Raw genomic sequence first — 16668 nt, forward strand, 5'->3', positions numbered from 1 at the left:
CGCCCGGGCGCCCACCCCCTTCCCTTCCGTGTCCCCGACCCCGCCCCGAGGAGTGGTCATGGCCCCCACACCGTCCGCACGCGCCTACCACGACGAACTGTTCCCCGACCACGTCTCGACGCTCGCAAGGACCGACCCGGAGCTCGTCGAGTACTTCGACAACTTCGCGTTCGACGAGGTGCAGCGCGACGCTCCCCTGCCGGTGCGCACCAGGCTCATGGTCCAGCTCGCCGCGCTCATCGCCTGCGGTGCCCTGCACGAGTTCCGCGTGATGGCCGGCGCCGCGCTGACCGTCGGCGTCACGCCGGTCGAGGTCAAGGAGGTCGTGTACCAGGCGGTGCCGTACGTCGGCATGGGTCGCGTGCTCGACTTCCTGCACGCGACGAACGCGCTCCTGACCGAGCGCGGTGTCAGCCTGCCGCTGCCCGGCCAGTCGACCACGACGCCGGACACCCGCTCGGAGGCCGGGCTCGCGGTGCAGAAGCAGATCGTCGGCGCGGACGCCGTCGACGCGATGTACGCGAACGCGCCGGCCGACGAGCAGCACATCCAGCGGTACCTGTCCGCGAACTGCTTCGGCGACCACTACACCCGCGACGGGGTCGACGTGCCCACGCGCGAGCTGCTCACCCTCGCCATGCTGATCGCCCTCGGAGGAGCGGACCCCCAGGTCGCCGGCCACGTCCGCGCCAACCTCGACGTCGGGAACGACCGCGCCACTCTGCTGGCCGTCATCACCCAGCTGCTGCCCTACGTGGGCTACCCGCGCACCCTCAACGCGCTGCGCGCGCTGGACGAGCACGCCCCCGCCCGAGCAGGCGAGGCGCCGCCGCACCGTCGATCCTGAGGGGACGTGCAGGACCGCCGACATGGCCCCTGACCACGAAGGAGCAGCATCATGAGCGCTGCGCGTCGAGCCGGCCCGCCCACCTGCCGATCCGAGCGCTGCCGCCAGCCCCGAGGTGGCGACCCTGCTCTTCGGCGCGTGCTGCTCGTCCTCGGCTGCACCGTCGCCGCCGACGTCCGCGGGATCGCCTACAACCCGGCGCTGTTCCGGGTTCGTCGGTCCGTCCGTCGGTGTCGGAGCAGCGTGGCTGCGCGAGACGGGGTGCGCGGTGCCCTGGGATGGAGAAGCAGTTCGTGTGCACCGTCCAGGCTAACCTAGGTTAGATTGGACGAATGACGATCAAGATCTACGCCCTGAGCGTCCTGCGGAACGGCCCGGCCCACGGCTACGAGCTCAAGAGCCGGATACGGCGCCCGTCGATCGCGCCGGTCAACAACAACTCGCTCTACCCGGCCCTCAAGCAGCTGGAGCGCGACGGCGCGGTGACCAAGTCTGTCGAGCAGCAGGAAGGGCGCCCGGCGCGCAACGTCTACGCCATCACCGAGACCGGGCGCGGCATGCTTCACGACCTCGTGTCCACACTGCCGCGCGAGCTGGCGAGCGACGACGAGGAGTTCTTGCTCCGCGTCAGCTTCTTCGACGAGCTCCCGGTACCGTCGCGCCTCGGCGTCCTGGGAGTGCGACGGCAGATCGTCGAGCACGCGCTCGCTCAGGTACAGGGCCTCCTGGCCGAGGCCCCGCGGGACCCGGCCCTGCCATGGCGGCGCCGCGCGCAGGAACAGCTGGTCGATCGCCTCTCCCAGGAGCTGCGCTGGCTCGACGACCTGCGCAACGAAGCGGAACGGTCGTGACCGTCGACGGCGCGGACACACGCCCCGGTGCCACGAGGATCGGCCGAGCCGCACGCTACGGACTGCTCATCGGCCCTTCCCTCAGCATGCTCGACTCGAGCATCGTCAACGTCGCGGTCCCGGACATCGCCCAAGACCTCCGCGCCGGGCTCGACACGGTCCACTGGGTCGTCTCCGGCTATCTGCTGTCCCTCGCCGTAGGACTGGCACTGACCGCGTACGCCTCACGCCGCTTCGGCACGATGCGTGTCTACCTGGTCAGCATGGCGCTGTTCGTCGCCACCTCCGCCGTGTGCGCCGTGGCCCCGAGCATCGAGCTGCTCGTCACCGCTCGGGTCGTGCAGGGCTTTGTCGGCGCTCCCCTGGTCCCGCTGGCATTGAGCATCCTGATGGGCAAGGACGGCCTGAGCGGTGGCAAGGTCCCCGTCTCGGCCGCCGTGGTGCTGTTCCTTGCTCCCGCCCTCGGACCGTCGCTCGGTGGCCTTCTGATCGGCGCCGGAGGGTGGCGGTGGGTCTTCCTGGTCAACGTACCGGTGGGCGCGGCCGGACTGCTTCTCGCATCGCGCCTGCGCCACCTCGGAACGCGGGCCAGGGCAGAGGCCCGGTTCGACGCGATCGGGTTCCTCGTGCTGTCGGCCGGCCTGGTGACCACGCTCCTCGGGGCCACGCGCGGCTCCGCCAGCGGATGGGGCAGTCCCGCACCGCTGACGCTGGTCGTCGCAGGGATCGGGCTGCTCGCCGCGTACGTCAGAACCGCGTCCCGGCGAAAGGACCCGCCGGTACGCCTCGACGTCGTCCGTAGCAGTCAGTCGCTCCTCGCGCTGGTGCTCCAGGTGCTCGCCTCGGTCATCGCCTTCGGAACCGTGTTCCTGATACCGGTGTTCACCCAGCAGGTGCAAGGGCACACCGCTCTCGCCACGGGGCTCGCCCTGATCCCCCAGGGCATCGTCATGGGGCTGGGAACCGCACTAGGTCAGCGCATCTCGACACACATCCCACTGCGAACACTGGTGACGTTCGGGTTCGCCGCGCTCGCCGTGTCAAGTGGCGTGATGCTGCTGCTCACGCACGACACACCGTTGTGGGTCACCGCGATCATGCTGTGCGGCCGCGCCCTCGCCGCGGGATTCGTCACGACGCCGCTGCTCGCCGCCTTCCTCGCGCCACTCGGCGAGAACGACCTTGCCGACGGCAACACCCTGTACAACATCACCCAGCGGCTCGGCGGTGCGGTCGGAGTAGGCATCCTCGGCTCGATGGTCGCGACGGGCGCAGACAGCGGTGCGGCACTCGCCGCGTTCCACCAGGTGGGAGCGGTGCTCGTAGCGCTCGCACTCGCAGCGGCCGTCCTGGCCCGGTCGTTGCCCCGCGCATGAGCTCGTCGAAGCAGATCATCACCTGGGGAGACCGTGGACGCCCTCAGGCAGCGGGTGCCTGTGGCGTTCGCTATCGATGAGACCCAGCCGCGACATCGGGGACCTCAGCCCGCCCGTACGTGCGCCAGCACTACCTTCAGAGGCTCCGATGATGGCAGTAAAAGACAGACGGAGGAACGTACAAAGTTGGTTGCATCTCGACAAATGTTGACGTGCAGCGCAGACTGCGCGGACACGCCGCTGTGCTTTGCGCGATCTCGGGCGTGTCGATCAGGCTGCGAAAAGTAGGTTGCACGGTATGCCTCGCCGGCACCGTCCGGACCGAGCTAGCGTCCAGGTGGTTGCTCATGCTGAGATGCTGTCGTGAACGAGAACGAAGCGGGGTCGGCCGAGTACCGCGAGATCGAGGCACAGCTTGGTCGCCTCGTCACCCAGTGGAGCAAGATCGAGTTCCTGGCCTCGAAACTGCTCGCGGAGTTGCTCGGCGTTGACCCAGCAGCGGTCCACCTCCTGATCAATGACCAGCCATCAGTCAAGATCTTCATGAAGGGCAGCTGGCTTGCTGAGCACCTCACAGAGCTGTCAGACGGACCTGAGATCGCGGCCTGGTATCGCGACGTCGACGCCCTCCGACCCAGGCGCAACGACATGATCCACAGTGGGTGGGCACTAGAAAGGACGTCCGGCGAGTGGAAGCCGTCGCGCGTTCGCCTAGTGACGAAGAAGGGTAAGTTCAGCCTGGAGAAGGCCCTCACAACCGCAGACGACGTCAAGGCACTTGTCGAAGAGGTCTCAGCGGTCCTTCGCCGTGTTCCACGCCAGACTGACTAGCGCAGAGCGAGCGGAACGCCTGTGGTGACGTGGAACTGCCCCGCGCGTCTGGATTGCGGTCGCGCGCCGTCGATGACGATCGGAGATATGGATGCTCCCACAGCCCAGCGGGCCCGTCCCGACGCCCGAGCAGGTGCTGGAGCTGGACGCCGAGTACCTCGCCGGCGACGTCACGGGGTACTTCTCGTCCCGCATCGACGCACTCATCGCTTGGCACGACGCCCCTACGGGTGCGGACTTCTCCTCCGGACTCGGCGCCCAGGTCGCACGTCTGCTGAGCGCCACGCCGGAGGACCTCGCGGACACTCCGGAGCGCGACCGGCAGCTACAGGTTGCTGTCGATGCGTTCGCGCTGCGCCAACACGTGGCAGAGACGCTGGTGCGATTCCTCGAGGCACGTGTCGCGCTGATCGACACCGAGGCAGGCAAAGAGAGCCTGTGGTTCACAGTCGCGACTGGACCGACGCCAGTCGCCGACGCCGTCGAGTCGATGCGAGCCGGTCTGTCACGCACAGACCGGCCAGTGTTTGCCGAGTTGATGTTCCTGGCTGATGTCCTGGCAAACCCGAACGTCTCGGCAGTGAACGACGCACTGCGTCTTACCAACGAGTGGATCAATCACGCTTGTATCCTCCTCACCCGCGACGACCTGCCGTTGGCCTCAGGCAACAACAAGTCCAAACACGGCATGGCGATCCGACATGTAGACGACGAACGAGTCACTCTGGTTGCCAGCCCCCTTCCGGACCCCGCCAGAGTCCCGCTGAGCGCCGTCGACGGCACGGCGGGACGCTCACTCGATCTGGTGGACCGACCCGTGATGAAGATCCTCACGGCGAAGCCGACAAAGCGCGGCACCGTGTACTCCAAGGGCTCGGATCAGGTCTGGATCATCCTCGACGCTGCCTCGTTGCTCGCCGAGGCAACGGTCTTGAACGAAGTCCTGAGAGCCGCGATGCACACGGCCGCCTTTGAACATCGTGCCCGTACTGGGGTGCCGTTGCAGGTCGTTCCGTTCCCGGACTTGACGAAGCTGCCCCAACCCTCCGCGGTCCTGAAGGGTCGACACGTCACTGGACTGCGACTTCCAGTCACCGAGCCGACCCGATTGCCTGCCATCGTCCTGCGACGAGTGGGCGACGAACGCACCCTCAGCTTCAAGGGACCCGCCGTGTACGGATCGGTCGTTGCTGACGAGGAGTCCGACACGTCTACGAGGTAGGACCTGGCGGAGTCCAGGGTGCGGCGCGGTGGTCCGCGCGTGTACGTCCAGCGCTCGCGAGCCCGCCACGGTGCCCGCGGCAAGTGAAAGGAGCCCGCTTTGCGAGCCGGTGCCACGAGCCCAGCCGGAACCTCCGGCGCTAGCTACATCACCGCAGCCCTAGAGGAGTACGGCTGGGCCGTCGTGCCTCACCCGCAGGAGCACGACATCGGCACCGACCTCTGGGTCTCTCCAAGAGATGCGCGCCGGTTTGACCTCGGCCTCATGCTCGGGATGCAGGTCAAGAACGGCGACTCCTGGTTCGCCGAGCCCGCAACCGTCGGCGGGCAGCCAGGGTGGTGGTTCCGCGATAGCCGCGAGCACTTTGAGTATTGGCTGCATCACTCCGTCCCGCACGTCGTCGTCCTCCGCAACCCTGAGACCAGCCGGGCGTACTGGGCGCGCGTCGACGCGCCGTCCGTTGTCAGGACGACGAAGCGCGGAAAGCTCTTCATCGCGGAGGACCAGCTTCTCGACGCCACGGCCCTGGCCGCGCTGACGAAGATCGCCGCGGCGGTACGCCCCCAGCCGCGCTGGTCAGGTTCTGCCTGGGCGGGCGCACCGGATCTCGCTCCGGAGCACGAGCTCCGCTACTCGTTGCTCGCTCCGCGCCTGGTCGCGCCACATCCGAATGCTCGAGTCGGGGAGATATCACCGACTCAGGCGGTCGCACTCCTGACATCGGGCCGCTTCGGCGAGATGGACCGGTACGGCCTCGTCGAGTCCGACGCTCGTCGTTCCGGGTGGGGGTGGGAGCTTTTCTTCGCGCTATTGGACTACGTGACGGAAGGACGAGACGAACTCATCCATGCCGCCCTCGAAGGCGCGAAGCAGCCGCACGAGCGAGCTGCCGCAAGCGCGGTAGCAGCCGCCGTCCTCACCGAGAGCGGCAAGTACAAGGAAGCGCTCGCGGCTCTGGACGACACGCTAACCTCCGATGAGTACGGGCCGATCGACCACGCCTGGTTGATGGTCCACCGTGCCCGCAGCCTCGCCGAGGTCGGCGACCCGTCCCGGGCCATCGAGGCCGCCGTCGGAACCTACGCACTGCCCGCCCAGTGGCCGGAGGACGTCACCGCCGCCGCGATCGCGGGCAGTGCCGCGGCCCTAGTCTTTCGCGCGTCCGACCTCTACAAGGGCGACGTGGGATCGACAATCAGCGCCGGCGACAACGAGGCGTCCTGGTGGCGTGCGCAAATGATGTCCTGGGGGCTGGGCTCGATCTTCGACGACTCGTTTCGCCGCTGGCAGGACGACGGCGAAGTTCGATTCTCACGGGACACCGGTACTCACCGCCTCCGCGGCGCATCGCTAACCGCAGGCTTCACGGCACACCATGACGCGTGGTGCCACACCACCTCTCTGATCGCGCGAGCGGACCTCATGGACGGCACCCGCGACACCGACCATGCCGCGCAGTGCCTGACCGACCTGGTCCGCGCCGGCGATACCAAAGCGGTCAAGCGTGCCATCTCCCATCTTCTTGAAGCGGGACCTGCGGACGCCATCACAATCGCCGCCGATACCCTAAACCTCGCGGACGTCACTCACACCGACGCGCGGTCCGCAATCGAGCTCCTCGCCCGCGGCGCCGATGTCCTCACCTCGTCCGCGGCCGACGCCGCGGCTCGCTGGGCCCTCTCGGCCGATGCCGACCTCGCGACATGGATCGAACGCGTCCGTCCCTCGTTCATCGTCGAGTACAAGCAAGCAGAGCTCCTGAGAGAGCTCATCGACGTCGTCTCCCCCACGATCCGTGCACAGATCCGTGCTCGGATCGTCTCGTGCCCCGCCTTGGTCGATCAGGGCTCCGCGCACGAGTGGGCAGCCGTGCTCGCCGCGATCCCGGTTGAAGAGTGGGATGACGACGACGCCGCAACGCTCCTCGCGCGCTCTGGCGATAACTGGGAGTTCGTCGACGCCCTGATGCCGCTTCGGGTGCGTCGCGATCCAGCAACTCGCAGTAAGAACGCGAGCCGTCTTCGCGCTGGTGACCTCAAGGCGTTGACCTGGGTCGGCCCCATCGCCAACGTACCTGCCGACACCGCCGCTCCCTTGATCACCGCGGCGGCCGCAGCGATCGGCGACCGCCTAACTCAAGTCCGCTCAGGCATGTATACCAGGGGCACGGGCATCGACGCAGGCCGGGTACTCGTGCTGCTCAATACGCAGTTTCCGGACCAGGGCGACTGGTCACCGATCCTCGAACTACTGCGTGAGCCACGCGCCAGCTCTCCGATGCTCGAAGCCACTCTCGTGACCATTCAGTGGTGTAGTGAGCGGATTGCCGAATCGGCACGGACCGAGATCTGCGAGGCACTCGACGACCTGGTGAAGCGCCGACGTGTTCGGCTGCCTCTGTTCGATCGAGACGTCGCTCCTGCCGCAGTGGCCGCCCTAGATTCGCTGCGACCCGGCGCACTTCTGAGTTCGCGCTGGATTGCTAATCAAGATGGCGCCGTACGCCGGGGCCTGATCCATAACCTCGCGCGGCGCGCCGACCCAGCCGACCTGAGCGCCCTTACGGTACTCGCGGGAGACATCGTCCCCCGGACACGGGCCACTGCTGCGGCCGCGTTGAGCCGCTGGGTCGAGAACGACGTCGCACTGGTGCCCGGACTCGACGCGATCCGCGGGCTTCTTGCCGACGAAGGCACCTTGATCGCCCGGTACATCGTGGGCCAGTGGTCAGACGAACCGAGCGAACCCACGCGACAACTTGCCGCAGAGCTCCTCTCGCACCGATCAGCTACCGTGCGCGCCGCGGCGCGCACGGCGCTCGCCGAGCGAGCAGAGATCCCGGCCGAGTATCCGAACTAAGGTGATCCAGAGGCCAGACTGGACGTACTTCCGACCCGCTTGCCGCGCTCCTTGCTCAGGCTCCATCTCGGTTGCTTCGGATGCCCAATCAACGTTGGAGGCGGGCCGAAGACTGCCACCGCCCGCGCTGCCAGACCACCGCAGACAAGCAGCCGGCAGCCTCAGTCGGATCTTCGTGCTCCCAAACATTGACGACAATCCCAGCCCACCTGCAAGGACTGGGGTGCGATGTTGCGTGCATTCACCACCGGTCAGGCGCAATGCGCCTTCGAGCCTGAGTCAGCAGTCACGTGATCGTCAGGTCAAGGGGTGCGCTGCGCCACGACACCGGCTGTCAGCTGTTTCAACTGTAGCTCGTCGTGCTTGAGTCGCCGGCCACAACCAACGGCAGCGTGCGCGCCGCCCGAGGAGTTGTAGACACAGCCGAATAGCATCACTGCATGCCCCAGCGAGAACGCGACCTCGACACGGCTCGACCGCTCCCGTTCGAGCTTGACCTTTTGACCCCGAGGTACGAGCCAGAGCACCACGAGATCTACCTCGACCTCCTCGGTGTCGCGCTTGACCGGGCGGAGGTCCGAAACGTCGCGCTGACAGGTGCCTACGGCACCGGCAAGAGCAGCGTCCTCGTCGAGCTCGCGAAGACCCAGAAGCACAAGACACTGAACGTCTCGCTGTCGAGCATGGGCCTGGACCCGGACGTGGACCTGACGAACCAGATCCAGAAGGAGGTCGTCAAGCAGATTCTCTATACGGTCGAGCCTGCGAAGGCGCCGCGCTCTCGCTTCGACCGAACCTCGCGCGGGCGCTGGAGAGACGGCCTGCTGCTGGCTATGCTCGTCGGGGCCATGGGAGCCATGGCCGTGACGTTCGGGTGGAGCATCGCCTCGCAGGTCACGCACGGGTTCCCCAACCCAACGATTGCGTTCGTCGTCACGTTCCTCCTCATCGGCGCCGTCACCTACGTCGTCCGACGACTGATGCGCGGCCGCGTGTCCGTCGACCAGGTGGTTGCCGGCCCGGCGAACATCAAGCTGTCGCGGACGACGCCCACTACCTACTTCGACGAGTACCTCGACGAGATCGTCTACTTCTTCGAGGTCACCGAGTACAACCTCGTGGTCTTCGAAGACATCGACAGGTTCGACGACACAGGCATTTTCGAGACGCTGCGTTCCCTGAACACCCTGCTCAACTCGGCGCCGCAGTTGGCCGCCAGGCCGGTGCGGTTCGTGTATGCGATGCGCGACTCGCTGTTCCAGAAACTCGAGGACGACCTCCTGGAGCCTACGAGTAGCAGTGATGCCAACCCCGAGGACAACAACAGCCCGACGAACAGGCAGTCAGACGTCGCCAGGCAGGACGTCCAGAGAGCGAACCGGACCAAGTTTTTTGACATCGTCATCCCGCTCGTCCCGTTCATCACCCGGGAGAACGCACGGGACGTCATGACGAAGGCTTTCCGGAAGGACGGGTACGGCGTCAGCGACCGTCTGCTGGACATTGTGGCCCGGCACATCGCCGACATGCGGCTCGTGACCAACGTCCGCAACGAGTTCAAGGTGTTCCACCACCACCTCATCGACGGGCCGCGCGCCGTTCCCGACCTCGACGCGAACGGCCTGCTAGCCGTCGTCGTCTATAAGAACGTCCACCTGCAGGACTTCGAGAGGATCCGGTTCGGCACCAGCAACCTCGACGATCTCTACCGGCTCGGCCGAGACCTGGTGACCTACAACGTCGAGGAGCGGACGAAGCGCATCCAGGAGCTGCGCACCGCGGTCGAAAACCAAGATGCCGCGGTGCACCGCAGCGAGGCGCTCGGGAACAGACTGCACCTGATTCTGCGCGAACTCAGCGCGCAGATCACCGTGCCGCCGTACGGCCGTACTGCGCCGCGGGAGCTCCTCACGTCGACGGATTTCTGGCGCGATCTCGCCGCAGGACAAAGCAACGCGTCGATGGCCGTGTCCAACGGATCGTCGTGGCCGCTGACACCACAACTCGTGGGGCAGTTGCTGGACGAGCCTCTGACCACCGAGCGCTGGGAGGCGGAGGCGCGGCCCCAGATGGAGCGCGAGCTCAAGACCCTCGAACGGACCGTCACCATGCTCACTGGCGCGACCTGGGAACGGCTTTGCCGGGAGCCGCGCACACCGACCAGGTCAGGAGAGACCTTCGCACAGGCGACCAGACGCATCCTCGGGTCGGACCTCGCCGCCGACCTGGTAAAGCACGGCTACCTGGATGAGTACTTCAGCCTTGACATCGCCCCGTTCTACGCCGAGCAGATCTCGCGCAACGCAATGAGGTTCGTCCAGCGGAACATCGACCGGGGCGTCCCAGACCTGATGTACACGCTGACCGGTGCCGACGTCAAAGCCGTGCTGAACGACCGACCGAACGCGCTCGAGGACGTCGGCGCCTACAACGTCACGCTGCTCGACCATCTGCTCGCCTCAGACCCGCACCGGGCCCGCGCAGTGATCGCGAACATCCCGCGGATGGGAACGGAGGAAGTTCAGCTGCTCGCCGCCTACACCGAGCACGGAGAGCACCCCGGCGCGTTCGTCGAGACCCTCGCCCCAATTTGGCCCGACATCATGGCTTACCTGACCGAGGACGCACATGTCGACCTCGCCCGCCAACGCGACATGGTCGACGCGGTACTCACATCGTGGAGCGACGACCTCGCCTACAGCCTCGGTCCCAGCGCGCGACGGTTCGTCGAGGACAACTACACCGAGCTGGCCTCCATCTGCGGCACCACGGCGAGCACGCGCGCCGGCCAGCTCGCGCTGGAAACCGGTGCCGTCTTCGATGACCTCGGACCGGTCGCAGACGCGGCACTGGCCCCGATCAAGAAGGCGGGTTCCTACCCGATCACCGCGTCGAACCTCGCCCGTGCCACCTCGAGCAGCGCCCGGCCCACAGGGCTGGCGTCGCTGAGCCTGGACCAGCTCGCTGCCGAAGAACCCGTCGTGCACGCGACCGTCTTGGACCACCTGGACGACTACCTGGACGCGATCGGGACGATGCCGACCGTCGACGACCCCGAGGCGTTCGCCGATGTCCTGCACTCGGTGGGTGACCACGAGGCTGCGCTCATCGAATCGGTAGTGGCGCGCGCCAACCAGGAATGCGTACTCGAAGACGTGACGGAGGCGCCGCCGAGCACGTGGCCCCACCTGGCCAAGCACGGACGCTTTACCCCGAGCGTCGCCAACCTAAGCGCCTACCTCGAAGACCAGCCTGTCGACGCTCCGCTGGCGACTCTGCTGGAGACATCGGGACCGGTCGTCGATTGGGACACGTCCGCCACATCTACGACCGTGGTGGTCGCCATCATCAAGGCGCGCCAAGCCATTCCGGACCCGGCGACGCGGGTCGCCCTCGTGTCGGATGCACCGTTCGCCCGGCACCTGACCGCTGAGGAAATCCTGGATGAACCCACAACCATGCTGAGATTGCTGCTCGAGTATGGCCTCGTCGAGGACACCGCGGCGACGTTCGCCCCGTCCGTCACCTCCGACCCTGTCGCCTTCGCCTCAGCCGTCGCGGTCTCCGCCCAGTTCGCGACCTTCATGTCACCGGCCGTGGTGACCGAAGAGCGTATCGCCGCTCTGATGAACGACGACGAGGTCGATGACACGATCAAGAGCACCGTCGTCGCCAACTTGGGCGAATATCTTGTCGGCGCCACGGGCGACGCTTGTGTCGCAGTCGCTGAGTACTGCCTGAGCCATGGGCTAACGCTCGACGGAGCGCAGCTCGGGCTCCTGGAGGGCGGCATCCCTGCCTCCCTGATGGTTCGCCTCCTCCACAGGTCGGACCTCGCGGGCGACACGCTAGTCCCGCACCTACGCGCTCTCGGCGGGTCGTACGCAGAGCTGTGCGAACGTGACGGCCGCAAGGTACAAGTGCCCGACGACGATGCGCACGCGAGCATCATCGAACGCCTCAAGGATGCGAGCGTCATCAAGAAGTCTCGGAGGGACAGCAGAGGGCACATCATCATTTGGCAGCACGACTAGGTCGCGCACGCACTCCAGATCTTGTCAATGTCGGCATTCCAGCGAGCGACGGCTCCGAGTGCGGCCTTCGCCTTGGCGGCCGAAATAGGTCTGTCTTGGCCCTCGATAAGGGGTTCCCGTACCGGTCAACGGAGGCAGCTGCGCGCTTGGGCGAACCCCAACCGTGCCGCTGCCGCACAGTATTGACCTACCTGCTAGAGCCGGCCAGGATCGCACTATGTCTAGCGGTGACCTCGAGTCTGACGCGGCCGCGCTACTACCGTCACAACCCCGCGCCGACTGCCGTCGACGCGTCAGTTCCGAGTCTCCACTGAACCCGTCACGAGATACCTGCTCGAGCACGCGGTCATGTACCGGCGCGACGCCGCACGCCTGCCGTAGCGGAACCGGGGCGGCGCGCTCAGTCCAATCCGGTCGTGTCCAGCACGAGAAGGCGATCGCGCAGGAACCGCCTCGTCTGTTCAGTATCGGCGACAAACTCGTTCTCGTACCGGCTGTCTGCCCACGACGTCTTGCCAACAGAGCGCACGTGCAGTTCGCCGCCACGGATCTCGTAGTAGCGCTCCTCGCTGCTGTTCCGGCCGCTGTACAACGTCGAGTCCGTGTAGCCGCTGTTCTGGTCGAGCAGCTGCTGGATTACTTGGGCGGTCAGGCGCATCGTCAGCTCCTTGCGGTTGAGGTCCGTGTTGGGCGACCCGTACCGCCCGGTCTCGATGCACGGCCGCCGGTCCGCGGGCGAGTGTTCAGATCAAGATGTCGATCGCACAAGCGAGTACGAGCGTCGAAGCGCTCATCACCGACGCGCGGGATCACAGGGTCGTCCTACGTTCCAGCAAGCCATCACCGGTGTCCTCGGCTCTGTGCGTCTCGAGAGGTGGAGGAGATCTGCGCGAGTACTGGCCCCAGGTCGCCCGACGTGAGGATGGCCTCGGCTGCTGTGAGGCGGTCCGACTCGTCGAGATTGGCGACGAGCATCAGGACAATCTCGGCTGCTTGCGATGCGCCGTGCTTCTCGCTGATGACGACGAAGATCCGCTCGATGACAGCCCGCAGCGGGTCGGTCGTACCGGGCAGCTCGGTCGTAGCCGCGCGGATACCCTGCATGACGAACACGAGGGTGTCAGGCCGAAGCCAGGGCTGTGCGGTCAGGTAGCTCAGGAGTTTGCGGATGTTCTCCGAGGCGCCCTCGATGTTGCCGTCGGTGATGCGGACCAGCCCGACGGCCGCTGCCCAGGTCCAGCTGGCGAGTGCTGCTGGCGAGTCGGTCGCAACGCGTCCCATCGCGTCGGTGGCGAAGCGCAGGCAGTCGGCCGGTACGCGCCAGGAGTGGGCGCGGGAGAGTGCAAGCGCTGCACCTCTTGGCTGCCAGCCGTCGATCTCGGCGGCGAGTTCCATGACGGCAGGGTCGAAGTCGATGTCGACATGGAACCCGGTGATCAGGGTGGCGTGCACGGCCGCGGCGACATCCGGTGTGATCTTGCCGGCAGCGACCAGCGCAGCGACGAGGTCGACGGTTCCGAAGGTCTGAGCTCCTTCGGATGCTGCGATTTGGCGCAGGGAGCGGTCGTCGCACCAGAATGCCCGCTCTTCGGAGAGGGCGAAGTCGAGGGCACTGAGCCAGGTACCTTCACCGGCGAACTCTGCGAACCGTTTGAGGCCGGGCCAGCCTCGGCGCACTGACCTGGAGAGCAACTCAATGACGCGGTCTGCTCTCTGTGAAAGGGCTTCCGCCTCCGCCTCGTCGGTCTCGGTCAGGAGCGGGCGCTGATTCTCCGCGTCCCATCCGAGTGTCGTGGTCGAGAGCATGTTGAGGCCTTGCTGCGAGGCAAGTGCGTCTCGGTAGGCCGAGTCGGTGGTCTCGATGGTCAGGAAAGAGCCGAGGAGCTGGTCGACGATGCCCGGTTCCAGGAGGCTGAGGGTCACGGCGGCGGTGCCGTCGATGACGACACTGGTGCCGAGAGCGGCTGCTGCAGCTGCGGCGTTCGCGGTCGGCGGGTGGTGGCTAAAGACCAGCCCGGCGCCGCGCTTGATGGAGGCTTCGACGTAGGGGCGGCGGTAGCACTCGGAAAGGAATCCCAGGGGCAGCTCGCCGCGTTCGGCGCGCTCGCGGATGTCCTTCAGCGCCGGGTGTTCAGTCGCACTCTCTTTCAGGAGATCGGTGAGCGATCCCAGGAGGTCGTTCTCGTCGAGGGTGACCTTCCTGAAGACTGTGTTGTCGGGATGCGCTTCCGTGAACTCGTTGGTTGCCTTGTGAAGCTCAGCGATGTCGGCCTCGGCGATCTTGCGTTCGTGGCGCCGGAGTCCTGAGTAGATCTGGAAGAGGAAGACGCCGGCCAGGTCGGGCTCGTCCTTCCATCTGCTCATCATCTCCAGCGAACGCTGGACGAACTCGACGCTGTCGTCGCACTCGGCGGCGAGCCCGATCCAGGTCCGGGCATCTCCGACGTCGCGGGGCTCTGCGGCCCTCCCGTTGTAGGTCAGCGCTGCCCAGGCTTCGGGAATCCCTCCGGCGCGGACCAGGCTGTGGACCAAGGCCCAACGGATCGTAAGGTTCGCCGGAGCCATGACGGCCATCTCTCGGGCGAGCGGTAGCGAACGTTGGAACTCGCCGAGGGACTCGAGGGCGTCGAATTGGATGGACAAGCACTCGAGTCGGCCAGCCCACGCCTGGCCGCCCATGGACAGAGCGGCCGCAGCAGCGTCGTGCGCCTTCTGGTAGGAGCCGGCCACCATGTACCGCGACGCGGCCATCTTCATCATCAGGGCGTGGTTCCAGCGATTTGCACCGGCTTCGAGCACTCCGGCGGCGTCGACCAACTTGTCCTGGGCGGCGAGGCGCTCGGATAGAACAACGGTCAGTTCTTCAGAACTCGAGGCTCGAGCCCGCAGCAGGGACATGTCGGAGTCCGGGGCGCTCATGACCTCGTGAACCGTACGGATCCTTTGAATCGCTTGGCTGTTGCCCTCCGGCAGCGAGTCGAGGTCTGGCAGACTCCGCCCGAGTGGCGCCAACGACGAGGCAGTCTGTAGCCGTGCCGAGTCGTCAGGAGCGCTGGCCCATGCGTTCAGCCACGCTGCCTCAGCCCGCTCGGGGTCGTCGTCAATAAGCGCTGCCCAGCCCTCGACGGTGTGGGTAACGAACGGGTCTCCGAGCGCTCGGGCGATGATCTGGGCGGGCTCGAGGCGGCCCATGGTCGCGGCGAGGATTGCAGACTCTCGACGAAGCCGGTTGTCACGGGCCTCGTGCGCAAGTGCAGTGCCTTCAGGTGCTTCCTGGGTAAGCCTCCAGGCACCGTCGATGTCGGTGGCCAGCGCGGAGGCCTTCACAGCGGTCAAGATCGGTGCAACGCTGTCACCGAGCCAACTGCGTCGGGAGTCTCGCGCCGCGATGGCCAACTCGTAGGCACGTGCGAAGTCATCCAGCGGGTGGTCGCTCGGCCCATGGTGACCGCGAGTCAGCAGGGCTTCCGCCGTGCGCAGGACGTTGCCACTTCCTTCAGGATGCGTTTTCGCCCCCTCGAGGCCGATCGCGATCGCTCGGTTCAGGTCTTCCCGCCCAGCCGCAGCGGCCATCTGCAGGATCGCCTTGATCGAGCGATCGTTGGGCGTCTCGGGCTTCCAGTCATCGAGCACTACTCCTGCGGTTACGTAGTCCTCTACGGCGATTGCCGCACCGGCGGCCGCAAACGGATGTTTCGGCACCGACCTTCTCCACAGCGCCTGCGCTCGAGCGGTGTCTTCCGGCGTGCCGGTGCCGACAACCAGGCCGGCTCGCGCCCACCAGTAGGACGGGTCAGCTCCGTGCTCGACGCCCCGGGCAATTAGGGTGACCGCTGCTTCACTGGCCCCGTAGTCGGCTGCGACACAGGCGAACCAGCACCACACCTCCGCAGGTGCATCGGCTAGGCCGTGCGGCGGTTCGGCGCTCCAGTGCTGCAGTAGCGACCGTCGCTCCCGGCTGCCGACCAGCGTAATGACCAGCGTCCGAAGACCGGTCCAGCGTTCTGCGAGCTCCCCAGCTTCGGTCGCCCGCCAGGGATGGAGTTTGCCGAGTGCGAGCCGGAAGGCGGTCTGGTCGCCGCCCGAGGCAAGCAGGGTGCGCTCCTCGAGGCCGTGGATCGCGTGCTCGACGCGACGCGTCGACACCACCTCAGCGTCCCCGGGCGACATTCGCCGCAGCGACTCGTCGAGCACCAGCTGGAGAACCCGAGCGGCTGCGTGGTCGAGGTTCGCGCCGGCCGGCACGGTCGCGAACGTCAGCCGGTGCGCACAATCACGGAGAGAGTCTCGGTCTCCGGCTGCGATGCCGAGGCGTACGTCGTCAGCCTTCAGCCACTCGTTCAACTGCCGCCGGCTGACGGCGATGCCCTCATTTGCGGCCAGTTTGGATACCGCACGTGCGACTCGGATGCGCTGAGTGCGTTTCCCGAGGTACTTCGCGACCTGCTTCCCCACGACGCTGCCGACGCCCTTGGCGGCCCCGGGCGCGGCCGCGACCAGCAGAGAGAACGGATCCATGGTGAGCCCCTTTCGACGTGACGCTGTGACCATCCTTCAGCACGGGTCCGACATCGCACTGGAGGTCGAATGCTGTGCCCGGGAGGGACCGCCGGCACCCGTGGGCACACTCCCTGCCTCCCAGCAGTGA

At 66.6% G+C, this 16668-nt stretch carries 9 protein-coding genes; 7 read left to right on the forward strand and 2 right to left on the reverse strand.

All coding sequences use genetic code 11. The features are described from left to right. The first annotated feature begins 58 nt into the window (after positions 1-58). The 7 genes from H9640_RS13360 (at position 59) to H9640_RS13390 (ending at position 12020) form a co-directional block, all read left to right on the forward strand. Positions 59-847: a carboxymuconolactone decarboxylase family protein gene (locus tag H9640_RS13360; RefSeq protein ID WP_191791207.1), complete on the forward strand. Its 789-nt coding sequence runs from the start codon at positions 59-61 to the stop codon at positions 845-847. 332 nt (positions 848-1179) lie between these two features. Next, positions 1180-1698, forward strand: a complete 519-nt coding sequence (locus tag H9640_RS13365; protein ID WP_191791208.1) for a PadR family transcriptional regulator — start codon at positions 1180-1182, stop codon at positions 1696-1698. Next, complete coding sequence (locus H9640_RS13370) at positions 1695-3074, forward strand: DHA2 family efflux MFS transporter permease subunit (protein WP_191791209.1); 1380 nt, start codon at positions 1695-1697, stop codon at positions 3072-3074. The genes H9640_RS13365 and H9640_RS13370 overlap by 4 nt, the downstream gene beginning before the upstream one ends. Positions 3075-3437: 363 nt before the next feature. Beyond that, positions 3438-3905, forward strand: a complete 468-nt coding sequence (locus H9640_RS13375) for a hypothetical protein (RefSeq protein WP_191791210.1) — start codon at positions 3438-3440, stop codon at positions 3903-3905. Positions 3906-3996: 91 nt separating this feature from the next. Beyond that, positions 3997-5127 carry a hypothetical protein gene (locus H9640_RS13380; RefSeq protein ID WP_191791211.1) on the forward strand — a complete coding sequence of 377 codons (1131 nt, stop codon included), beginning with the start codon at positions 3997-3999 and terminating at the stop codon, positions 5125-5127. 99 nt (positions 5128-5226) lie between these two features. Further along, a complete protein-coding gene (locus H9640_RS13385) occupies positions 5227-7986 on the forward strand; it encodes a DUF4365 domain-containing protein (protein ID WP_191791212.1) in 2760 nt (919 codons plus the stop codon). A gap of 440 nt (positions 7987-8426) precedes the next feature. Continuing rightward, positions 8427-12020, forward strand: a complete 3594-nt coding sequence (locus H9640_RS13390) for a YobI family P-loop NTPase (RefSeq protein ID WP_191791213.1) — start codon at positions 8427-8429, stop codon at positions 12018-12020. 400 nt (positions 12021-12420) lie between these two features. Here the strand turns inward: H9640_RS13390 and H9640_RS13395 are convergent, their stop codons facing one another. Together H9640_RS13395 and H9640_RS13400 are read right to left on the reverse strand one after the other, a co-directional pair. Next, positions 12421-12678, reverse strand: coding sequence for a hypothetical protein (locus H9640_RS13395; RefSeq protein ID WP_191791214.1), 258 nt, complete (start codon positions 12676-12678; stop codon positions 12421-12423). Positions 12679-12860: 182 nt separating this feature from the next. Then, the gene (locus tag H9640_RS13400) at positions 12861-16538 is read right to left on the reverse strand and encodes a PIN domain-containing protein (RefSeq protein WP_191791215.1); all 3678 of its coding nucleotides are present in this window, start codon (positions 16536-16538) and stop codon (positions 12861-12863) included. Positions 16539-16668: the final 130 nt, after the last annotated feature.

This window comes from Oerskovia gallyi (assembly GCF_014836745.1).
Lineage (GTDB): Bacteria > Actinomycetota > Actinomycetes > Actinomycetales > Cellulomonadaceae > Oerskovia > Oerskovia paurometabola.

Excerpts from the sequence above, each read along its gene's own strand:
- H9640_RS13360 (WP_191791207.1), top strand. The coding sequence starts at position 59 with ATGGCCCCCACACCGTCCGCACGCGCCTACCACGACGAACTGTTCCCC.
- H9640_RS13365 (WP_191791208.1), top strand. The coding sequence starts at position 1,180 with ATGACGATCAAGATCTACGCCCTGAGCGTCCTGCGGAACGGCCCGGCC.
- H9640_RS13380 (WP_191791211.1), top strand. The coding sequence starts at position 3,997 with ATGCTCCCACAGCCCAGCGGGCCCGTCCCGACGCCCGAGCAGGTGCTG.
- H9640_RS13390 (WP_191791213.1), top strand. The coding sequence starts at position 8,427 with ATGCCCCAGCGAGAACGCGACCTCGACACGGCTCGACCGCTCCCGTTC.
- H9640_RS13395 (WP_191791214.1), bottom strand. The coding sequence starts at position 12,678 with ATGCGCCTGACCGCCCAAGTAATCCAGCAGCTGCTCGACCAGAACAGC.
- H9640_RS13400 (WP_191791215.1), bottom strand. The coding sequence starts at position 16,538 with ATGGATCCGTTCTCTCTGCTGGTCGCGGCCGCGCCCGGGGCCGCCAAG.